We start from the raw sequence: 20,434 nt of genomic DNA on the forward strand, positions 1-20,434 counted from the left end.
CTGCGCGATTTATTTAACAAATCGCGCAGAAGCCCGTCGATTAATCCTCGTGATACACATTCGACTTGCGCGTGTCCTTCACGAACAGCATGCCGATCACGAAGGTGATCAACGCGATCACGATCGGATACCACAAGCCCGAGTAGATATCGCCCTTCGCGGCGACGATCGCGAACGCGGTCGCCGGCAGGAAGCCGCCGAACCAGCCATTGCCGATGTGATACGGCAGCGACATCGACGTATAGCGGATGCGCGCCGGGAACATCTCGACCAGCATCGCCGCGATCGGGCCGTAGACCATCGTCACGAAGATCACGAGGATCGTCAGCACCACGATCGCCATCGGCCAGTTGATCAGCGCCGGATCGGCCTTTGCCGGATAACCCGCGCTCTTCAGCGTGCCGGCGAGCGTCTTGTCGAACGCCGCGCCTTGCGTCTTCGCGTCGGCGGCCTTGCCGTCGTACGTGTTCACCACCGTTTCGCCGACCTTGATCTGCGCCTGCGTGCCCGCCGGCGCCGCCACGTTCTCATAGTTGAGACCGGCCTTCGACAGCGCGCTCTTCGCGATATCGCACGAGCTCGTGAACTTCGCCGTGCCCACCGGATTGAACTGGAACGAGCACTCGCCCGGATCGGCGATGACGACGATCGGCGACTTCTGCGTCGCGGCTTCGAGCGTCGGATTCGTGTAGTGCGCGAGCGCCTTGAAGAGCGGGAAGAAGGAGAGCGCGGCAATCAGGCAGCCCGCCATGATGATCGGCTTGCGGCCGATACGATCCGACAGCGACCCGAAGAACACGAAGAATGGCGTACCGATCAGCAGCGCCACCGCGACCATGATGTTCGCGCTGGTGCCATCGACCTTGAGCGTCTGCGTGAGGAAGAAGAGCGAGTAGAACTGGCCCGTGTACCACACGACCGCCTGTCCCGCCGTCAGACCGAAGAGCGCGAGCAGCACGATCTTCAGGTTCTTCCACTCGCCGAACGCTTCCTTGAGCGGCGCCTTCGAGGTCTTGCCTTCCGCCTTGATGCGCTCGAACACCGGCGATTCATGCAGTTTCATCCGAATCCACACCGAGATCGCGAGCAGCAGGATCGATACGAGGAACGGAATGCGCCAGCCCCAAGCGCCGAACTGCTCTTCGCCCATGATCGTGCGGACCGCGAGAATCACGATCAGCGAGATGAAGAGGCCGAGCGTCGCCGTGGTCTGGATCCACGCCGTCCACGCGCCGCGCTTGTTCGACGGCGCATGTTCCGCGACATACGTCGCCGCGCCGCCGTATTCGCCGCCGAGCGCGAGGCCTTGCAACAACCGCATTGCGATGAAGATGATCGGCGCCGCGATGCCTATGGTCGCGTATCCCGGCAGGAAGCCGATCAGGAACGTCGACAGACCCATGATGACGATCGTCACGAGGAACGTGTACTTGCGCCCGACCATGTCGCCGAGCCGCCCGAACACGATCGCGCCGAACGGACGCACCGCGAAGCCCGCCGCGAAGCCCAGCAAGGTGAAGATGAAGCCGGCCGTCGGATTGACGCCCGAGAAGAACGTCTTGCTGATATAGACGGCGAGCGAGCCCGCCAGATAGAAGTCATACCATTCGAACACCGTGCCGAGCGACGAAGCGAAGATGACCTTCTTCTCCTCCGCCGTCATCGGTGCGTGTGACACGCGCCCTTCGACCGTAGCCATGCATCGTCTCCTGTTCTGATTTTCGATTACATCGGTCCGCGATAAGGCGGCTCCGGTGCAAAGGATTATTGGAACGAAAACTTACGGCGTTCTGACGCCGCGTGTCCGGACGCGAGCGACGTCCGAAACGACGATTTACGCCTAAGCCGCGCATATGTGATGCGAACGACCGTCTAAATTCGTCTATGCTCGTGCTTCGTGCGCGCGAAATGCGAATCTGCCGCGCTCGCGCTCAGGGTTTGTCCCGGGCAGGAAAAACCCGCTGAAGACTGACGCGGACAAGCGTTCCGGCGAGTCGCGGGCTGTCCTGATACACGTGATCCTCGATGGCGAGCGCGCCGCCGTGCATCGCCGCGATCTCCTTGACGATGGCAAGACCGAGTCCGCTGCCGTCGCCGTCGCGCCCGAGAATGCGATAGAAGCGCTCGACCACGCGCTCGCGTTCCGCCGCCGGAATGCCGAGTCCCGTGTCTTCCACTTCCAGATGCACGAGATCGAGATCGTCGTCGTCGGTCCGCACGCGTACGGTGATGCGCCCGCCCGCCGGCGTGTAGCGGATCGCGTTGTCGATCAGGTTCGACAGCATCTCGCGCAGCATCACGACATTGCCTTCCACTTCGACCGCAAACGGCGGCTCCTCATAACCGAGATCCATGCGTTTCGCGAGTGCCGCCTGAACCCAGTCGCGCACCGCGAGCCGCGCGAGATCGGTCAGGACGATGCGCGTGAATATCTGCCCCGTCGCGCGATTCTCGGCGCGCGCGAGCGCGAGCAATTGCGTGACGAGACGCGCGGCATGCTCGGAACTCATCGCGATCTGTTCTAGCGAGCGCTGCACTTCCGTCGAGACGTCCTGGCGCATCGCGAGTTCCGCCTGCATGCGCAGGCCCGCGAGCGGCGTTTTCATCTGATGCGCGGCATCGGCGATGAAGCGCTTCTGGAACTCCATGTTCTGTTCGAGGCGCGTGAGCAGGTCGTTGAACGACGCGACGAGCGGCGCGATCTCCGGCGGCGCGCTGCCGGCCTGCAGCGGCGAGAGATCGTCGGGGCGGCGCGCGCGGATGTTCGACTGCAGCGCGTGCAGCGGCGCGAGCCCGCGCGAAAGCCCGAACCATACGAGGATGATCGCGAGCGGCAGGATCACGAACTGCGGCAGGATCACGCCCTTGATGATGTCGTTGGCGAGCTGGCTGCGCTTGTCGAGCGTCTCCGCAACCTGCACGAGCACCGGCTGCGCGCTGTGCGGATCGCGCCCGGGCGCGAGGCCGGGCAGATCGACCGTCGTGTATGCGACGCGGATATCGTTGCCGCGCAGCACATCGTCGCGAAACTCGACGATGCCCGGCTGCGGACGATCGTCGTCGTGCGGCAAGGGCATGTCGCGATCGCCGCCGACGAGTTCGCCGCGCGTGCCGAGCACCTGGAAAAACACGCTGTCGACGTTATCGGCGCGCAGGAAATCGCGCGTCGCGTCGGGCAGGCGGAGTTCCGCGACGCCGTTTACCGGCTGAATCTGGCGCGCAAGCACGTAGGCGTCGGCTTCGAGCGCGCGGTCGAACGGCCCGTTCGCGATCGATTTCGCGACCAGATACGTCACCGCGATGCTCATCGGCCAGAGCAGCAGCAGCGGCGCGAGCATCCAGTCGAGAATCTCGCCGAAGAGCGAGCGTGGATGCGTTTCGGCGTTGGGCTCGAGCTCGTCGGGCGGCGCGAACGGATTCGCGTAGCGCGCGTCGCGCAGCGCGTCGGAGTCGTCGTTCGCTTGTGCGTTTCGCTGAGTTTCGTGGGAAACGGGCGACGCCATGCGGCCTACTTATAGTGATGGCTGGCGGACTCGCCGGCGTGCGGCCCGCCCGCGCCGTTCGTCGTGGCGGCCGCTTTCTCCAGCGTGTAACCGAGACCGCGTACCGTGATGATCTTCGCGCCGCTCGGCTCGATCTTCTTCCGCAGCCGATGCACGTAGACCTCGATCGCGTTATTGCTGACTTCCTCGCCCCACTCGCACAGGTGATTGACGAGCTGCTCCTTCGATACGAGCCGGCCGGTTCGCTGCAGCAGCACTTCGAGCACGCCGAGTTCGCGCGCGGACAGATCGATGACCTGATCGCCGATCGTCGCAATGCGCCCGATCTGATCGAAGGCGAGCGAGCCGTGCCGGACGACGGTCGGACCGCCGCCCGCGCCGCGGCGCGTGAGCGCACGGACGCGCGCTTCGAGTTCGTTGAGCGCGAAGGGCTTCGCCATGTAATCGTCCGCGCCGAGATCGAGACCTTTCACGCGCTCGTCGACGGAATCGGCGGCGGTGAGGATCAGCACGGGCATCTGCGAATTGCGCGCGCGCAGGCGGCGCAGCACCTCGAGACCGGGCATCAGCGGCAGGCCGAGATCGAGGATCAGCAGGTCGAAAGTTTGCAGGGAAAGGGCGGTGTCCGCTTCGACGCCATGCTTCACATGGTCGACGGCGTATCCCGATTGGCGGAGTGATCGGACGAGCCCGTCCGCGAGTATGCTGTCGTCTTCGGCAATGAGGATTCGCATCGTCGTGTGCGCCTTTGTACGCCATGCATGCGCGATCAAGCGCATCGGCATTGCCGGCACCGTGTGTCGCCCGGCGCGGCGGTCTCCAGGTGTTCGTGGTTCTTGCGTGCTTGGGCGACGTGGAAAAAAAGCTGCGCCACGCCGCGACAGGCTTGCAAAAACTACTGTTTTTTTATACAGTGTCTGCGTGAGTGGGAAGGGCGGTTTCGTATGCTCGATCGAGCGGCGAAAAACCCCGTGAACACTGCCTCAGACGCCGTTCATCATAGCAAAGGACGATTCATGGAAGAAAGCAAGAAAGGCCCGGCTGGCATGACTGCGGAGAAGAGCAAGGCCCTGGCCGCCGCGCTCTCGCAGATCGAAAAGCAATTCGGCAAAGGGTCGATCATGCGGCTCGGCGCAGGTGAGGCGGTCGAAGACATTCAAGTGGTTTCCACCGGTTCGCTCGGGCTGGACATCGCGCTCGGCGTCGGCGGCTTGCCGCGCGGTCGTGTCGTGGAAATCTACGGTCCGGAGTCGTCGGGTAAAACCACGCTCACGCTGCAGGTGATCGCGGAGATGCAGAAGCTCGGCGGCACGGCGGCGTTCATCGACGCGGAACACGCGCTCGACGTGCAGTACGCCGGCAAGCTCGGCGTGAACGTGCCCGAACTGCTGATCTCGCAGCCGGACACGGGCGAGCAGGCGCTCGAAATCGCGGACGCGCTGGTGCGCTCCGGCTCCATCGACATGATCGTGATCGACTCGGTCGCGGCGCTCGTGCCGAAGGCGGAAATCGAAGGCGAAATGGGCGACTCGCTGCCGGGTCTGCAAGCGCGTCTGATGTCGCAGGCGCTGCGCAAGCTCACCGGCACGATCAAGCGCACGAATTGTCTTGTCATCTTCATCAACCAGATCCGCATGAAGATCGGCGTGATGTTCGGCAACCCGGAAACCACCACGGGCGGCAACGCGCTCAAGTTCTACTCGTCGGTGCGTCTGGATATCCGCCGTATCGGTTCGATCAAGAAGAACGACGAAGTCATCGGCAACGAGACGCGCGTGAAGGTTGTGAAGAACAAGGTCTCGCCGCCGTTCCGCGAAGCCATCTTCGACATTCTTTATGGCGAAGGCATTTCGCGTCAGGGTGAAATCATCGATCTGGGCGTGCAGGCGAAGCTGGTCGACAAGGCGGGGGCCTGGTACAGCTACAACGGCGATCGCATCGGTCAGGGCAAGGACAACGCGCGGGAATTCCTGCGCGAAAATCCGGACATCGCGCGCGAGATCGAGAACAAGATCCGCGAATCGCTGGGCGTCGCTGCATTGGGCGAAGCTGTCGTCGCAAGCGCCGCAGCGGCCGACGACGAGTAAGCATCGAGCCTGAAGGAAGATGCAGACGCGCCGGCTCGGATCCAAGGCAGACCCGGCGGATAACGGAACCGGCGACGATTCCGATTCCGTCGATCGCTACGAGCGAAGCAGCGAGCGGCGCGGTGCATCGTCGAAGTCAGGCGGCTTCAGGCGCAGCAACAAGGAACGCGCCGGCGCGAAGTCATTCGCGTCGGCGCGTCGCGTTTTCGAGCCTGTTAAAAGGGATGAAAGCAGCGTAGATGCGAATGATCGCGCGGCCCGCCTGGAACAAGCTCGCGCCTTACTGAAGCAGGCGACAGCGCAGCCGAAGGCGCCCCCCGCCGATCGCAGCCCGCCGTCCGCTAACCCCCCGGACCCATTCGAAGACGCCGATCCATTCGAGCCCTTCGAACAATGCGTGCCTTCCGAGCCATCGCCAGCCGTTTCCGGCGAAACGGTTTATAGCCGCTCCAGCCAGCGCACCCGCAAGACATCGGCAAACGAAGTCAACAATCCCAAACGTCCGCAACGCTCGTTGAAGGGCCGCGCGCTCGCGTTCCTGTCGCGTCGCGAGTACAGCCGCGCGGAGTTGTCGCGCAAGCTGCGTCCGTACGTCGAAGAAGCCGCTCCGCTCGAATCCCTGTTGGACAGTCTCGAGCGCGATGGCTGGCTGTCGAACGAGCGCTTCGTCGAGAGCGTCGTGCATCGGCGGGCGTCGCGCATGGGCGGCAGCAGGATCATCAGCGAGCTGAAGCGGCATGCCGTCGGCGAAACGCTCATCAGCGAAACCGCCGACAAGCTCGCACAGTCCGAAACCGCGCGCGCCAGGGCGGTGTGGGAAAAGAAATACGGCGTGCCGCCGGAGACGCCCGCCGAGCGCGCCAAGCAGGCGCGCTTTCTGGCTGCGCGCGGTTTTTCGAGCGGTACGATCGGCAAGATATTGAAGGGCGGTGACGAAGATTGGAGCGAGGAAATCGTCGACGACTGAGCGCCCGTTCGGCTTGATCCGCACGCGCGTTCCATTCGTCAGGCACATGCCCGGCTCGAAATACCCGATATGCTAAAATTCCACGGTTTTCCCCGTACCGGCTCACTCCAGCATGCCTCTCTCGCCTCCCGCTCCCCGACAATTGCGTCATAGCCGCGCGATTCGAGTGGAAGCGTTCGAACGCGACGACGGCCTGTGGGATATCGAAGCCTGTCTAACCGATGAGAAGCCGCGCGACTTCCAGCTCGCGACGGGCGTCCGGCCGCACGGCCTGCCGATCCATGAACTCTGGCTGCGCATCACCATCGATCGCACACTCAGCATCGTCGACGTCGAAGCGTCGTCCGACTGGGCGCCGTATGGCGGTTTGTGCGCCGAGTCCAATGCGGTCTATCGCAAGCTCATCGGGCTCAATCTCCTCCAGAATTTTCGCCGCGAAGCCAACACGCTGCTGCGCGGCACTGCCGGCTGCACGCATCTCACCGAGTTGTGCGGGGTCTTGCCGACCGCAGCCATTCAGGCATTCGCGGGCGACGTCTGGAAGATCGAGGACGGCAATCCATTCAAGCAAGCCGACGCCAACGCGCAGCGCGACGAGCCGCCGTTTCAGCTCGGCCGATGCCACGCGCTGCGTTTCGACGGACCCGCGGTCAGGGAACACTACCCGCGCTGGTTCGGCCACGCGCCCGGCGAACCATCCAGATCCGGAACAACGGTGCAAGACAGGCCGGAGACAAAGTCCGCCTCGTAGCGCGCAAGCAGCGCTCGCGCTCACGCACGGAATTCAAACAAGAAAAGAATCAGCGGTTCAAGCAAACAGAAGTTCACTCCAACTCTCAGACTGAAGGAATCACGCATGAAGATTCACGAGTACCAGGGTAAGGAAATCCTGCGGAAATTCGGCGTCGCGGTCCCGCGCGGCAAACCCGTGTTCTCGGTGGATGATGCGGTCAAGGCCGCGGAAGAGCTGGGCGGCCCGGTTTGGGTCGTCAAGGCGCAGATTCACGCCGGCGGCCGCGGTAAGGGCGGCGGCGTGAAGGTCGCGAAGTCGATCGAACAGGTCCGCGAATACGCGAACCAGATCCTCGGCATGCAGCTCGTCACGCACCAGACCGGCCCCGAAGGCCAGAAGGTCAATCGCCTGCTGATCGAAGAAGGCGCGGACATCAAGAAGGAACTGTACGTCGGCCTCGTGCTCGACCGCGTTTCGCAGAAGATCGTCGTGATGGCGTCGAGCGAAGGCGGCATGGACATCGAAGAAGTCGCGGAAAAGACGCCGGAACTGCTGCACAAGTTCGCCGTCGAGCCGTCGACCGGTCTGCAAGACGCGGACGCCGATGATCTCGCACGCAAGATCGGCATTCCCGATGCATCGATCCCGCAAGCGCGCGCGATCCTGCAAGGCCTGTACAAGGCGTTCTTCGAAACCGACGCATCGCTCGCGGAAATCAACCCGCTGATCGTGACCGGCGAAGGCAAGGTCATCGCGCTCGACGCCAAGTTCAACTTCGATTCGAACGCGCTGTTCCGTCATCCGGAAATCGTCGCGTACCGCGATCTGGACGAAGAAGATCCGGCTGAAGTCGAAGCGTCGAAGTTCGACCTCGCATACATCTCGCTCGACGGCAACATCGGCTGTCTCGTGAACGGCGCAGGCCTCGCGATGGCCACGATGGACACCATCAAGCTGTTCGGCGGCGAGCCGGCGAACTTCCTCGACGTCGGCGGCGGTGCGACGACCGAGAAAGTGACCGAAGCGTTCAAGCTGATGCTGAAGAACCCGAACCTGAAGGCGATCCTCGTGAACATCTTCGGCGGCATCATGCGTTGCGACGTGATCGCCGAAGGCGTGATCGCTGCGTCGAAGGCCGTGGACCTGAAGGTGCCGCTCGTCGTGCGCATGAAGGGCACGAACGAAGACCTCGGCAAGAAGATGCTGGCCGACTCGGGCCTGCCGATCATCTCGGCGGACAGCATGGAAGAAGCCGCGCAGAAGGTCGTCGCGGCGGCCGAAGGCAAGTAAGCGCGTTCGCTTGTTGCCTTAAGAGAGCGTTCCACCAGATACGAATGGCGGCGCCTGGCTTTTTGCATGGCGACGCCAAACGAACAGAGGTCACTACATGTCGATTCTGATCAACAAAGACACGAAGGTCATCACGCAGGGCATCACCGGCAAGACCGGCCAGTTCCACACGCGCGCCTGCCGCGAATACGCGAACGGCCGCGAAGCGTACGTCGCGGGCGTGAACCCGAAGAAGGCCGGCGAAGACTTCGAAGGCATTCCCATCTACGCGTCCGTGAAGGAAGCGAAGGCCGAAACCGGCGCGACCGTTTCGGTCATCTACGTGCCGCCCGCGGGCGCTGCCGCCGCGATCTGGGAAGCCGTCGAGGCCGATCTCGATCTCGCGATCTGCATCACGGAAGGCATTCCGGTTCGCGACATGCTCGAAATCAAGGACCGCATGCGCCGCGAAAATCGCAAGACGCTGCTGCTCGGACCGAACTGCCCCGGCACGATCACGCCGGACGAGCTGAAGATCGGCATCATGCCGGGTCACATCCACAAGAAGGGCCGCATCGGCGTCGTGTCGCGTTCGGGCACGCTGACGTATGAAGCGGTCGGCCAGTTGACGGCGCTGGGCCTCGGCCAGTCGTCGGCGGTCGGTATCGGCGGCGATCCGATCAACGGTCTGAAGCACATCGACGTGATGAAGATGTTCAACGACGATCCGGAAACGGACGCCGTCATCATGATCGGCGAGATCGGCGGTCCGGACGAAGCGAACGCCGCTTACTGGATCAAGGACAACATGAAGAAGCCGGTCGTCGGCTTCATCGCGGGCGTGACGGCGCCTCCGGGCAAGCGCATGGGCCACGCAGGCGCGCTGATCTCGGGCGGTGCGGACACGGCTGACGCCAAGCTCGAAATCATGGACGCGTGCGGCATCAAGGTCACGAAGAATCCGTCGGAGATGGCACGTCTGCTGAAGTCGGTTCTCTGATCGAAGCAGGCAAATTACGCGAGGGTTTGGTACTCTTACTGATTCCTTTCGTAAAAGCCATTGAAAAGCGAGGGAGCGCTGCTTCCTCGCTTTTTTCATTTCAGCCTCATGCTTGAATTCTTTTCGACGCTCCATTGGGGCGCGGTCGTTCAGATCATCGTGATCGACATTCTGCTCGGCGGCGACAACGCCGTCGTGATCGCGCTCGCCTGCCGCAATTTGCCGGATCGGCAGCGCACGCGCGGCATCGTGTTCGGCACGCTCGGCGCAATCATCCTGCGCGTCGTGCTCATCGCGTTCGCGGTCTTTCTTCTCGACATTCCGTTTCTCAAGTTTCTCGGTGGCTTGCTGCTGCTGTGGATCGGCGTAAAGCTGATGCAGCCGGACCACGACGATCATCAGATCGACGCATCCGACCGGCTGTGGGCGGCGGTGAAGACGATCATCGTCGCCGATGCCGTCATGAGCCTCGACAACGTCATCGCGATCGCGGGCGCGGCCGAAGCCGCCGATCCGCGTCATAGGCTCACGCTGGTGATCTTCGGCCTGGTCGTGAGCATTCCGCTCATCGTCTGGGGCAGCACGCTGGTGCTGAAGCTGCTCGACCGCTTGCCCGCCGTCGTGCTGCTCGGCGCGGGTCTGCTCGGCTGGATCGCGGGCGGCCTCATCATCGACGATCCATTCATCGACCGATGGCCCGCGCTCAATACCGAACTCGTCGGATATGCGGCGCGTCTGGCGGGCGCGTTGCTTGTCGTCGCGTTGGGCTGGCTGCTCAAGCGGCGCGCGCTCGCCGACGGCAATCGCGCGGCGGGTTGATTTCTCCTAGGCCGTTCGGCTGACTGCCGCCGGAGCGGCTCCCTGAATACGATCGAAGCGTCCTGACCGCATTGCGCGGAAGGGCGCTTTTCTGTTTTTCAGGGAGTAGCAATGACGACGAAGGCTTCGGTTTTGGACGTGCCGCGCGAACGGCGCGCATGGTGGTTCGGGCGCACGAAAGATGCGCTGACACGCGGCTTCACACTGATCGAACTGATGATCGTGCTTGCGATCGTCGGCGTGGTCGCGGCGTATGCGATACCGGCGTATCAGGATTATCTTGCCCGAAGCCGCGTGGGCGAGGGCATGACGCTCGCGGCGGCCGCGCGCCTCGCAGTGGCGGAGAACGCGGCGAGCGGCGCGGATCTGGCGGGCGGATTCGCGTCGCCGCCGGGCACGCGCAACGTCGAGTCGATTCACGTCGACAGCGACAACGGGCAGATCACGATCGCCTATACGACGCGCGTCGCGCCGGCGGGTTCGAACACGCTCGTGCTCGTGCCTTCGACACCCGACAACGCCGATACACCTACGGCGCGCGTGTCGCTCAGCCGCGGTTCCGTGCAATCGGGGTCGGTGACGTGGGAATGCTTCGCGGGCAAGAAGACCGAGTCGTCGCTGCCCGCGCCGGGCGCCGGTCCGACGCCTGCGCAGGCACCGACATTGCCAGGCAATCTCGCACCGCCGGAGTGCCGCGCGTAAGCACTGAGGCGAAGCGCGGCGGGAGGATTTACGTCGCCGCCGCGCCGTCGCGCCGTCGTTTTTGCGCGAAAGTTGGCGATTTGGTAGCAAAACCGGCCGTTCGACGGACAGCGGGGGCAAAGTTTTGTATAGTGCGCCGGTCGCCGACGTTCCCAGTTCCTCATGCCTTCCCAATACGCGCGCTTTCTCTGCTTCGCCGTTCTGTGCCTTGCGTTGACGTTTCCCTTCGCGGTCGTCAACCACACGTATCCGATTCCGACCTTCTACGCCGAATACAGCGCGCTCGCGCTTTATCTGGCGCTCGGTGCGACGGTTGCGCTCCTCGTGCGCGTCTCCGAGCCGAAGGTGCCGTTCGCATCGCCGGTCGTCGCATTGATGCCGCTTGCGTTCGGCCTGTTGCTCGTCGCGCAGACGGTGCTGTTGCCGATCGCGCAGCCATCGATGAACTGGCTCGGCGGCGCGTATCTGCTCGCTTCGTTTCTCGCGGTGCATACGGGCTTCGGTCTCGTGCGGGCGGGGCTCGGCGAGAAGACGCTGCGTATCGGCGCGGCTGCGCTGATGGTCGGCGGACTGTTCGCGGTCTTCTGCCAGATCGTGCAGTTGCTGCATCTCGAAGTGAAATTCACGCCGTTCGTGGTCGCGTACAACGTGATGATCGAACGGCGCCCGTTCGGCAACATGGCGCAGGCGAATCACCTCGCGACCGTGATCGCGTTCGCGCTGGCGGGCGCGCTTTATTTCGTGCAGGCGCGTCGGCTGCCGCTCGTTCTGTGGCTGATCTTGTCGGCGATCTACTCGCTCGGGCTCGCGTTGACCGTATCGCGCGGGCCGTGGCTGCAGACGGCGGTGATAATCGTCGCCGGCTTCTGGATGGCGTTCGTGCTCGGGCGGCCGGTCGCGTCGGAAGGCTTCGACGGCCCCGGCCGCCGCGATGCGCGCGCGTGGATCGTCCCGATTCTGCTCGCGATCGTCTTTTTCGCGGTGAACGCGGCCGTGCGCTGGGCGAACGTGCACTTCGATTTCGGGCTCGCGCAATCGGCGGCGGAGCGCATGCAGGAAGCGAGTCAGATCGCGCCGCGCCTCGCGCTCTGGAAGTACGGCTGGACGATGTTCAAGACGCATCCGCTGCTGGGCGTCGGATGGGGCGAGTTTCCGCGCTATCAGTTCGACCTCGTGCGCGATCTGGGCGGCGTCGAGATCGCGAACAACGCGCACGACATCTTCATCGATCTGCTCGCAAAAACGGGTGCGCTCGGCGTCGCGATTCTGGTCGCGAGCGTCGTCTTCTGGCTGATTCGCGTGCTGCGCGCGCCGCAGACGCCGGCGCGCATTTTCGGATTGTCGCTGCTCGGCGTCCTGATGATGCATGCGCTCGTCGAGTATCCGCAGCAGTACATGTTCTTTCTGATGCCGGCGATGCTCGTCATCGGCCTACTGGAGACGCGTCCCTTGCGGCTGGTTCCGCGTCCGCTCTCTTATGGCGTATATGTCGTGCTGGTGCTCGGCGGGCTCGCGGCGTTGTATCCGACCTTACGCGACTACAACCGCGCGGAAGTGCTGTACTACGGCTCGCGCCCGGCCGAGCAGTATCGTGAAAATCCGTCTTTCCTGTTCACGGCGTGGGGCGAATACGGTGCGGCGACCTTGCTGCCGATCAACGCGCAGAACGTCGAGGAGAAACTCGCGGCGCATCGGAAGGCGATTGCGCTGTTGCCGGGCGAGACCGTGCTGCGCCGCTACGCGGTGTTGCAGGCGCTCGCCGGGCAGAAGGCCGAGGCGCTCGACACGATGGCGCGCCTGAAGATCTTCGCGACGCAGTTGCACGACTGGCCGAAGCAGCTTTTGGCCGTCTACGATCTGGCGGACGAAGCGGGCAAGCCGCTGGCGTCGTTCAAGGCGGATCTGGTGAAGCTGTATGGTGTGCCGCTGCCGAATCAGGAGCCTTCGGAGGATGAGGAAGAAGAGTGAGCGGTCAGGGCGCGGGCGACGGCTGGTCGTCCGCCACCCAATCCCCCGACTTCCCACCGTGCTTTTCCATCACTTTCACATTGGTGATGGTCATCCCCCGATCCACCGCCTTGCACATGTCGTAGATCGTGAGCAATCCGACCTGCACGGCGGTCAGCGCTTCCATTTCCACGCCCGTGCGCCCGACCGTCTCCACGCGCACTTCACAGTGCACGCCGGGTAGCGCTTCATCGATCGTGAAATCCACCGCGACGCGCGTCAGCGCCAGCGGATGACACAGCGGAATCAGATCGGCCGTGCGCTTCGCACCCTGAATCGCGGCGATGCGCGCGACGCCCAGCACATCGCCTTTTTTCGCTCGGCCTTCGCGGATCAGCGCGAGCGTGGGCGCGAGCATCGCGATCGAGCCGCGTGCAACGGCCACGCGGCGCGTTTCGTTTTTCGCGCCGACATCGACCATATGCGCCTCGCCGGCGGCATCGAAATGGGTGAGTCCGGACATAGCGTCTCCTTCGAATGGGCGCCTATCATACCAGCGTGAATCCGCGCGATTTTCCGCAGAACGCCACGGTCCGGCGCGACGCACCGCCGACCTGAGACGCGCCGCGCGCAACACTTGATACGATAAGCCCGTTTCGATTCTCGAGCCGACTATCGGCGCTTCGCGCCATGCATTTCACACGTCCGAGCCGCGCGCTCGCCTCCCTCCTTTGCGTCGCCCTCGCCATGCCGCCCGCGGCGCTGGCGCAATCGAACTCGCCTTCCGCGGGCTCGACCGGCACGCTCGCGGCCGCGCAACTGCGCGCGTCGCAGGAAAGCGCCAGCGGCGACGTGCCGGGCAACATCGCGGAAGGCGTGTTCGGCGTCTACGGCGGCGCGGAAAGCCGTTTCGCGAACCGCCCCGGGACGATGTCCGGTTTGCGCGCGCCGCTGTCGTCGGTGCAGCTTCCGGATCTCGGCGACGGCTCCGGCGGCTCCCTCACGCCGCAGGCCGAGCGCAAGGTCGGCGAGAAGATGATGCGCGAAGTGCGCGCCGATCCCGATTATCTCGACGACTGGCTGCTGCGCGACTATCTCGACTCGATCTCGTCGAAGCTTTCAGCGGCGGCGGCGACGCAGTATCTCGGCGGCTATCGGCCGGATTTCGATCTCTTCGCCGTGCGCGACGCGCAGATCAACGCGTTTTCGATGCCGGGCGGCTTTATCGGCGTGAACACGGGGCTGATTGCCGCGACGCAAACGGAATCGGAGCTGGCGTCGGTCATCGGCCATGAAATGGGGCACGTCCTTCAGCGGCACATCGCGCGGATGCTCAGCACGCAGGAAAAGAGTTCCTACGCCGCACTCGCCGGGATGCTCGCCGGCCTGCTCGCGGGCCTGCTCGCCCATAGCGGCGATCTCGGCATGGGCATCGCGATGGGCGGCCAGGCGTTCGCCGTCGACAATCAGTTGCGCTTCTCGCGCGCGGCCGAGCACGAGGCCGACCGCGTCGGTTTCCAGATGCTCGCGGCCGCCGGCTACGATCCTTACGCGATGGCAGCGTTCTTCGAGCGTCTCGATCGCGCGTCGATGGCCGATAACGGCGTGCCGCCGTACGTGCGCACGCACCCGCTCACGATCGACCGCATCGCCGACATGGAAGGCCGCGCGCGGCGCGTGCCGTACCGGCAGCCGCGTCAGTCGGCCGAATATGCGTTCGTGCGCGCCCGGGCGCGCGTGCTGCAGGTGAATTACGCGAGTGATTATCGCGAGGTCGCGAGCCGGCTCAAATCGGAAATCGAGGATCAGACGGCGCTCAATCCCGCGTCCAACTGGTACGGCATCGCGCTCGCGCAATCGCTGCTGGGCAATCACGACGCGGCCAGCGACGCGCTCGCGAAGGCGCGCGCGCTATTCGAGGGCGAGGAGGCGAGCGCGGCGGCGGCATCGGCGCAAGTGCAAAAGGAGGATCGCGCGGTTGGTCAAACGCAGCCGGCTCCGCGCAAGAAGAGCGGCGAGCCGTCGCTGCGCAACGCGGATGCGTCGACGATCGCGACGCCGCTCGACAACGCGCGCACGCCGCTCAATCTCGGAGACTCCGGCAACGGCAATGCATTGCGCGCGAAGAGCGACATCGTGCTTCCACCGGTTCGCGTCGAAGCCCGATCGGCTCCGCCGGCGAAACCTCAATCCGCACCGCCGGCGCTGCGCAGCACGCCGAGCCTCGACGTGCTCGCCGCCGACATCGCGCGCCGCGCCGGTCGCAACGACGATGCGATCCGCCTCGCGGACCTCGCGCAAAAGCGCTGGCCGGCGTCGCACGCCGCCATCGACGTGCATCTGCAGACGCTGCTTTCCGCGCGCCGCTTCGCCGACGCCCAGATGCTCGCGCGCCGCGAAACACGCGCCGAGCCGACGCGCCCCGACTGGTGGTTCTATCTCGCGCAGGCAAGCGCGGGTCTCAACGATCCGCTGCAACAGCATCAGGCGATGGCGGAAAAGTTCGCGCTCGATGGCGCGTGGGCATCCGCGATCCGGCAACTGAAGGAAGCGCGCGACGTCAAGACCGCGAGTTTCTACGATCTTTCGACGATTTCCGCCCGGCTGCGCGATTTCGAGACGCGCTACAAGGAAGAGCGCGAGATGGAGAAGAACGGCTAGCTAGCTCAGTCTTTCTTCGCGGCGGCGCGTTCGGCCGGACTCGCGACGAAGCCAAAGCGCGCGGCGACATCGGCGCGGGCGATCGGCTGCACGGTCAGATCGACGCCGTCGCGCCAGTGGAACACGCCGCGTGTGCCGGCATCGTCGAGCGACGCGTGGTCCGCGAACAGTTCGAGATCGTGATCGTGAAGGGCGGCGATGCGTGCGGGCGAGGCGTCATCGGAAAGGAGAATGCCGCCTGCGTCGTCGATCCAGACATGCGCCGGCTCGAACGGCGCGCCGCCCTGATCGATCAGCCGCAATGCGCCGTCCGCCGCATGCAGACGCACGATCCACGGCGTGTACACGAGCTCAACATACACGCGCTGCGGGCCGTTCTGAAAGAACCACTGGCCGTCGGCATCGCTTTCGTAGTTGCGGTTGATGAAGCCCAGCAGCGCCTCATGCCGGATCGGCGTGCCGAGTTCGCCGGCGGCTTGCGCGGCGTCGTCGCGCATACGCCACTGACCGCGCCGGTCGAGCAGCAGCCAGCCCGTGCAGTGCGGAACGTTGGGCCATTTGGCGAGCGCCTGCTTGACGATGTCATCCATGACGGTTCACGAAACGAAGTTCTCCAGATAACCGAACACGCGCTGCGACAGCCAGTCGATCCGGCCCGGAAACGGTCCCGTCATGAAGCCGACGTGCCCGCCGTGGTTCGGCTGATCGAGCGTCACGCGCGCCGATACTTCCGCCGTCGACGGCAACGCGAACTCGGGCAGGAACGGATCGTTGCGCGCGTTCAGCAGCAGCGCGGGCACTTCGATGTGCTTCAGATGCGCGCGGATCGTCGCCGTCGACCAGTAGTGATTGGTGTCGCGAAAGCCGTGCAGCGGCGCGGTGACGACGTTGTCGAACTCGTACAGCGTGCGCGCGGCGAGCACGGCGTTGCGGTCGTAGAGACCGGGATACTGCCCGAGCTTCGCGAGCGCCTTCTTTTTGAGCGACTTCAGGAAGCTGCGCGTATAGACCATGCCGAAGCCTTGCGAGATCGCGAGGCCGCCCGCGTGGACGTCGAGCGGCGCGGAAATGGCCGCCGCCGCGCTGATGATCGACGCGTCCGTGCCGCGCTGGCACAGCCAGTGCAGCAGCACGTTGCCGCCGAGCGACACGCCCGCCGCGACGATCGGCCCGCGATGCACTTGCGCGAGCCGCCGCAGAATCCAGTCGACTTCGGCGCTGTCCGCGAGATGGTAGAAGCGCGGCAGCAGATTGAGCGGGCCGCTGCAACTGCGGAAATGCGGCACGACGCCGTGCCAGCCGCGCGCCCGGGCGGCGGCCATCATCGTGCGAGCGTAGTGCGAATCGGAACTGCCTTCGAGGCCGTGGAAGAGCACGAAGAGCGGGGCGTTCGCGGCGGGTTGATCGGCGGGATCGGCGGGATCGTGCGCGAGAAAGTCGAGATCGATGAAATCGCCGTCGGGCGTATTCCAGCGCTCGCGCCGGTAACGCACGTCGGGCTTGCGGCCGAAGAGCGCCGGGACGATGGTTTGCGCATGGCTCGTGGGCAGCCAGCGCGGCGCGCTGTAGAGCCATTCGGCGGCGCCCGGCGAAAGCAGGCGCGCGGTTTCCTTCAGTGCCACGGCGGGCGCTTTGTCCACGAACGACGAATCGTGCTTCAACAACGGATCGCGCTTCATGGCCCCTCCCGACAGACGTCTTCTTCGAATTTCTTAGTGCAGCGGTCCCTGACCGTGACGCAGCTTCGCGGCGAACTGGCCCGCGGTTTCGATCGGCATCTCGCTTGCGTGAATATGCGCGATGCGCCACTCGCCGCGTTCGTGAACCATCACATACGTCGTGTAGATCATGCGCGGCGCGCTGGCTGGCTCGGCCGGCTGATGCGCTTCGGCGATCGCATAGACGACCGTGCCCAGGCTGTCGTACACGCGAATATCGAGCGGCTCGACGGTCACGGGCTGCGTCTCGAACTGCTTCGCGAGACCCGCGCGGATGCTTTCCAGCCCGTGCAGATGCGTGCCGTCCGCGCACACGCAGGTGGCGAACTCCTCGTCGATCCACAACGACATCACCGTGTCGATGCTGTTGTCCGCGACTGCCTGATAGTAAGCGTTGAGGGTATCGGCGGCGGCTTCGAAGAGGCGGGCGAAACGTGGCATGGCTCGTGGGTCTCTGGCATTCGATGCTTCACGCCAACGAAACGGCGCGCTGCAACGGTCATTGGTCAAAGCATGCCCCCGTTCGGAGACATTCGCGTGTCCGCACCCGCACACACGGCCGGAAACCGCCGGTACGAACACGCGTTTCGACGCGTGAGCGCAACATCAACGATGCGCGAGCAGCATGCCGCGCACATCGGCGAAGACCTGTTCGGCCGAGAGTTCGCGAAGGCAGTTCAGATGGCCGAGCGGACACTCGCGGGCAAAGCACGGACTGCATTCAAGATGCAGCCATTGTACCTTTGCGAGATCGGACAAGGGCGGCGTGTGGCGCGGATCGGTCGAGCCGTAGACCGCGACGAGCGGCCGGCGCGAGGCGGCCGCGACGTGCATCAGCCCCGAATCGTTCGTGACGACGGCGCTCGCCCGCGAAATCAGCGCGCACGCCTCACCGAGCGAAGTCTGGCCGCACAGGTTGCGCACCATCGGCGCGCGCTCCGCGATGGCCTGCGCGATCGGCGCATCCTTCTTCGAACCGAGCGCGATCATGCGCGCATACGGAAACGACTGCGCGATGAACTGGGCGAGCGAAGCGAAATGCTCCGGCGGCCAGCGCTTGGCCGGACCGTATTCCGCGCCGGGGCAGAACACGACGAGCGGCGCGCGCGTGTCGAGGTTGAAGCGCGTCGAGACGCGCGCGGCTTCGTTCGGATCGGCTTCGAGGCGCGGCACGGGCAGCGTCTGCGCGTCGGGAAGCGCGGCGGCTTCCGGCTGCGCGAACCGGTCGACGAACGGCAGCTTCGCGCCCGGCGCATAGGCGAGCGCCGCGTAATGCGCGGTCATCGGCGGACGGTCGGTCTTCGGCGGATTCGCGTGGCGCACGTTCAAGAGCCCGTAGCGGCTCTCGCCCTTGTAGCCGATGCGCAGGTTGATGCCCGCCATCCACGGAATCAGCGCGGATTTGACGGAGTTGGGCAGCACATAGGCGGCGTCGTAACCGACATCGCGCAAATCACTCGCGAGCTGCCAGCGGCGCAGCAGTTGCAGCTTGCCGTGGGCGAGGTCGGTCGCGTAGACATCGCGGATTTCCGGCATGCGCTCGAGCACGGGTGCGACCCAGGTGGGCGCGACGGCGTCGATCGCGATACGCGGATGAAGCTTGCGCAAGAGCGTGAAGAGCGGCTGCGCCATCAATGCGTCACCGATCCAGTTCGGTGCTATAACCAGCGCGCGGCGCATCTGTTGTTATCCGATCTCAAAATGAACGCGGCCCGCCGCCTTGGGGCGAGCCGTCGATTGTCGTGGGTATGTTTCGCGCCGCGTACGGCGCGCGTGAGCCAGGGCGCGGCCAGCGCCCCGCGGGCTTCAGTGACCGCCCTTGAGCACTTCGCCGTCTTTCAGCTTGTAGCGCGTGCCGCAATACGGGCAGCGCGCCTCGCCGTGCGTCACGTCGATGAACACGCGCGGATGCGTGCTCCAGCGCTGCATCTTCGGGTTCGGGCAGAAGGCGGGCAGATCCTTCGCCGACAATTCCACCAGCGGCATTTCCTTCAGGTCGCTCATTGCTATCTCTTTTCGTGATGTACGTCGCGCGGCGAGCGAACGGCCCGCCGCGTCGCATGAGATTGTTTAAACCTTCGCGAGCCAGCTCGCGTACTTCTCGTTCTTGCCGCCGACGACGTCGAAGAACGCGCTTTGCAGCTTTTCCGTGATCGGACCGCGCGCGCCCGAACCGATGGTGCGGTTGTCCAGCTCGCGGATCGGCGTGACTTCGGCGGCGGTGCCGGTGAAGAACGCTTCGTCGCAGGTGTAGACCTCGTCGCGGGTGATGCGCTTTTCGATCACCGGGATGCCGAAATCGCGCGCCAGCGTGATGACTGTGTCGCGCGTGATGCCGTCGAGGCACGAAGCCAGATCCGGCGTGTAGATCTTGCCGTTGTTCACGAGGAAGAAGTTTTCGCCGGAGCCTTCCGACACGTAGCCGTCGACGTCGAGCAGCAGCGCTTCGTCGTAGCCGTCGGCGACGGCTTCCTGGTTGGCGAGAATCGAGTTCACGTACCAGCCGGACGCCTTCGCGCGGACCATCGACACGTTCACATGATGGCGCGTGAACGACGACGTCTTCACGCGGATGCCCTTGGCGAGCCCGTCTTCACCGAGATACGCGCCCCACGGCCACGCGGCGATCGCAACATGGATGGTGTTGCCCTTCGCCGACACGCCGAGCTTTTCCGAGCCGACCCAGATGATCGGGCGGATGTAGCACGACTCGAGCGCGTTCGCCTTCACGACTTCGAGTTGCGCGGCTTCGAGCGTCGCGGCATCGAACGGGACGTCCATCTGGAAGATCTTCGCCGAGTTGAGCAGGCGCTTCGTGTGTTCCTTCAGGCGGAAAATGGCCGTGCCCTGCGCGGTCTTGTACGCGCGCACGCCTTCGAAGACACCCATGCCGTAGTGCAACGTGTGGGTCAGAACGTGGATCTTGGCATCACGCCAGTCGATCAGCTTGCCATCCATCCAGATCTTGCCGTCGCGGTCGGCCATTGACATACGGTTCTCCTAGCTGTCTCGTTCAAGTGAGTTCGGG

At 64.5% G+C, this 20,434-nt stretch carries 19 protein-coding genes; 9 read left to right on the forward strand and 10 right to left on the reverse strand.

The window, feature by feature from the left end; genetic code table 11:
* Nucleotides 1–40 precede the first annotated feature (40 nt).
* The 3 genes from BG60_RS05710 to BG60_RS05720 all read right to left on the reverse strand — a co-directional run bounded on the left by BG60_RS05710 (nt 41) and on the right by BG60_RS05720 (nt 4,237).
* On the reverse strand, nt 41–1,699 hold the full coding sequence (locus tag BG60_RS05710; RefSeq protein ID WP_008351365.1) for an MFS transporter: 1,659 nt from the start codon (nt 1,697–1,699) through the stop codon (nt 41–43).
* 232 nt (nt 1,700–1,931) lie between these two features.
* Entirely contained in the window at nt 1,932–3,503 is a 1,572-nt protein-coding gene (locus tag BG60_RS05715; protein WP_034470710.1) for a sensor histidine kinase, read from the reverse strand.
* Between the two features lie 5 nt (nt 3,504–3,508).
* Nucleotides 3,509–4,237 (reverse strand): response regulator transcription factor, encoded by a 729-nt coding sequence (locus tag BG60_RS05720; RefSeq protein WP_034470819.1) that lies wholly within the window; start codon nt 4,235–4,237, stop codon nt 3,509–3,511.
* A 282-nt stretch (nt 4,238–4,519) separates the two neighbouring features.
* Here BG60_RS05720 and recA point away from each other — a divergent pair, with 282 nt between their 5' ends.
* From recA to BG60_RS05760, 8 genes are all read left to right on the forward strand, one after another.
* Nucleotides 4,520–5,590 carry a recombinase RecA gene (gene recA, locus BG60_RS05725; RefSeq protein ID WP_008351360.1) on the forward strand — a complete coding sequence of 357 codons (1,071 nt, stop codon included), beginning with the start codon at nt 4,520–4,522 and terminating at the stop codon, nt 5,588–5,590.
* Nucleotides 5,591–5,609: 19 nt separating this feature from the next.
* A complete protein-coding gene (recX, locus tag BG60_RS05730) occupies nt 5,610–6,557 on the forward strand; it encodes a recombination regulator RecX (RefSeq protein WP_008351358.1) in 948 nt (315 codons plus the stop codon).
* 112 nt (nt 6,558–6,669) lie between these two features.
* A complete protein-coding gene (locus BG60_RS05735; RefSeq protein ID WP_034470713.1) occupies nt 6,670–7,308 on the forward strand; it encodes a DUF2889 domain-containing protein in 639 nt (212 codons plus the stop codon).
* Between the two features lie 105 nt (nt 7,309–7,413).
* Entirely contained in the window at nt 7,414–8,580 is a 1,167-nt protein-coding gene (gene sucC, locus BG60_RS05740; RefSeq protein WP_008351353.1) for an ADP-forming succinate--CoA ligase subunit beta, read from the forward strand.
* Between the two features lie 97 nt (nt 8,581–8,677).
* A complete protein-coding gene (gene sucD / locus BG60_RS05745; RefSeq protein ID WP_008351350.1) occupies nt 8,678–9,559 on the forward strand; it encodes a succinate--CoA ligase subunit alpha in 882 nt (293 codons plus the stop codon).
* Nucleotides 9,560–9,667: 108 nt separating this feature from the next.
* Nucleotides 9,668–10,378, forward strand: a complete 711-nt coding sequence (locus BG60_RS05750; RefSeq protein ID WP_008351349.1) for a TerC family protein — start codon at nt 9,668–9,670, stop codon at nt 10,376–10,378.
* Nucleotides 10,379–10,489: 111 nt separating this feature from the next.
* Nucleotides 10,490–11,080, forward strand: a complete 591-nt coding sequence (locus BG60_RS05755) for a pilin (protein ID WP_008351347.1) — start codon at nt 10,490–10,492, stop codon at nt 11,078–11,080.
* 162 nt (nt 11,081–11,242) lie between these two features.
* Nucleotides 11,243–13,048: a PglL family O-oligosaccharyltransferase gene (locus tag BG60_RS05760; RefSeq protein ID WP_034470715.1), complete on the forward strand. Its 1,806-nt coding sequence runs from the start codon at nt 11,243–11,245 to the stop codon at nt 13,046–13,048.
* A 4-nt stretch (nt 13,049–13,052) separates the two neighbouring features.
* Here the strand turns inward: BG60_RS05760 and moaC are convergent, their stop codons facing one another.
* Entirely contained in the window at nt 13,053–13,550 is a 498-nt protein-coding gene (gene moaC, locus BG60_RS05765) for a cyclic pyranopterin monophosphate synthase MoaC (RefSeq protein WP_008351343.1), read from the reverse strand.
* A gap of 167 nt (nt 13,551–13,717) precedes the next feature.
* On the opposite strand from moaC, the gene BG60_RS05770 reads away from it, so the two are divergent.
* Nucleotides 13,718–15,688 carry a M48 family metalloprotease gene (locus BG60_RS05770; RefSeq protein ID WP_034470717.1) on the forward strand — a complete coding sequence of 657 codons (1,971 nt, stop codon included), beginning with the start codon at nt 13,718–13,720 and terminating at the stop codon, nt 15,686–15,688.
* Between the two features lie 5 nt (nt 15,689–15,693).
* Here BG60_RS05770 and BG60_RS05775 read toward each other — a convergent pair whose 3' ends face one another.
* The 6 genes from BG60_RS05775 to BG60_RS05800 all read right to left on the reverse strand — a co-directional run bounded on the left by BG60_RS05775 (nt 15,694) and on the right by BG60_RS05800 (nt 20,397).
* The gene (locus BG60_RS05775) at nt 15,694–16,278 is read right to left on the reverse strand and encodes a DUF2946 family protein (RefSeq protein WP_008351340.1); all 585 of its coding nucleotides are present in this window, start codon (nt 16,276–16,278) and stop codon (nt 15,694–15,696) included.
* 6 nt (nt 16,279–16,284) lie between these two features.
* A complete protein-coding gene (locus BG60_RS05780; RefSeq protein WP_034470719.1) occupies nt 16,285–17,367 on the reverse strand; it encodes a YheT family hydrolase in 1,083 nt (360 codons plus the stop codon).
* A gap of 33 nt (nt 17,368–17,400) precedes the next feature.
* On the reverse strand, nt 17,401–17,847 hold the full coding sequence (locus BG60_RS05785) for a nuclear transport factor 2 family protein (protein ID WP_008351336.1): 447 nt from the start codon (nt 17,845–17,847) through the stop codon (nt 17,401–17,403).
* 165 nt (nt 17,848–18,012) lie between these two features.
* Complete coding sequence (gene waaF / locus BG60_RS05790; RefSeq protein WP_008351335.1) at nt 18,013–19,086, reverse strand: lipopolysaccharide heptosyltransferase II; 1,074 nt, start codon at nt 19,084–19,086, stop codon at nt 18,013–18,015.
* A 126-nt stretch (nt 19,087–19,212) separates the two neighbouring features.
* Nucleotides 19,213–19,410, reverse strand: coding sequence for a zinc-finger domain-containing protein (locus tag BG60_RS05795; RefSeq protein ID WP_008351333.1), 198 nt, complete (start codon nt 19,408–19,410; stop codon nt 19,213–19,215).
* A 66-nt stretch (nt 19,411–19,476) separates the two neighbouring features.
* The gene (locus BG60_RS05800; protein WP_008351330.1) at nt 19,477–20,397 is read right to left on the reverse strand and encodes a branched-chain amino acid transaminase; all 921 of its coding nucleotides are present in this window, start codon (nt 20,395–20,397) and stop codon (nt 19,477–19,479) included.
* Nucleotides 20,398–20,434: the final 37 nt, after the last annotated feature.

Origin of the sequence: Caballeronia zhejiangensis, from assembly GCF_000698575.1 — a bacterium.
GTDB classification, from domain to species: Bacteria; Pseudomonadota; Gammaproteobacteria; order Burkholderiales; family Burkholderiaceae; genus Caballeronia; species Caballeronia zhejiangensis.

Coding starts and splice junctions, on each gene's coding strand:
- BG60_RS05710 (WP_008351365.1), bottom strand. CDS start 1,699: ATGGCTACGGTCGAAGGGCGCGTGTCACACGCACCGATGACGGCGGAG.
- BG60_RS05715 (WP_034470710.1), bottom strand. CDS start 3,503: ATGGCGTCGCCCGTTTCCCACGAAACTCAGCGAAACGCACAAGCGAAC.
- BG60_RS05720 (WP_034470819.1), bottom strand. CDS start 4,237: ATGCGAATCCTCATTGCCGAAGACGACAGCATACTCGCGGACGGGCTC.
- recA (WP_008351360.1), top strand. CDS start 4,520: ATGGAAGAAAGCAAGAAAGGCCCGGCTGGCATGACTGCGGAGAAGAGC.
- recX (WP_008351358.1), top strand. CDS start 5,610: ATGCAGACGCGCCGGCTCGGATCCAAGGCAGACCCGGCGGATAACGGA.
- BG60_RS05735 (WP_034470713.1), top strand. CDS start 6,670: ATGCCTCTCTCGCCTCCCGCTCCCCGACAATTGCGTCATAGCCGCGCG.
- sucC (WP_008351353.1), top strand. CDS start 7,414: ATGAAGATTCACGAGTACCAGGGTAAGGAAATCCTGCGGAAATTCGGC.
- sucD (WP_008351350.1), top strand. CDS start 8,678: ATGTCGATTCTGATCAACAAAGACACGAAGGTCATCACGCAGGGCATC.
- BG60_RS05750 (WP_008351349.1), top strand. CDS start 9,668: ATGCTTGAATTCTTTTCGACGCTCCATTGGGGCGCGGTCGTTCAGATC.
- BG60_RS05755 (WP_008351347.1), top strand. CDS start 10,490: ATGACGACGAAGGCTTCGGTTTTGGACGTGCCGCGCGAACGGCGCGCA.
- BG60_RS05760 (WP_034470715.1), top strand. CDS start 11,243: ATGCCTTCCCAATACGCGCGCTTTCTCTGCTTCGCCGTTCTGTGCCTT.
- moaC (WP_008351343.1), bottom strand. CDS start 13,550: ATGTCCGGACTCACCCATTTCGATGCCGCCGGCGAGGCGCATATGGTC.
- BG60_RS05770 (WP_034470717.1), top strand. CDS start 13,718: ATGCATTTCACACGTCCGAGCCGCGCGCTCGCCTCCCTCCTTTGCGTC.
- BG60_RS05775 (WP_008351340.1), bottom strand. CDS start 16,278: ATGGATGACATCGTCAAGCAGGCGCTCGCCAAATGGCCCAACGTTCCG.
- BG60_RS05780 (WP_034470719.1), bottom strand. CDS start 17,367: ATGAAGCGCGATCCGTTGTTGAAGCACGATTCGTCGTTCGTGGACAAA.
- BG60_RS05785 (WP_008351336.1), bottom strand. CDS start 17,847: ATGCCACGTTTCGCCCGCCTCTTCGAAGCCGCCGCCGATACCCTCAAC.
- waaF (WP_008351335.1), bottom strand. CDS start 19,086: ATGCGCCGCGCGCTGGTTATAGCACCGAACTGGATCGGTGACGCATTG.
- BG60_RS05795 (WP_008351333.1), bottom strand. CDS start 19,410: ATGAGCGACCTGAAGGAAATGCCGCTGGTGGAATTGTCGGCGAAGGAT.
- BG60_RS05800 (WP_008351330.1), bottom strand. CDS start 20,397: ATGTCAATGGCCGACCGCGACGGCAAGATCTGGATGGATGGCAAGCTG.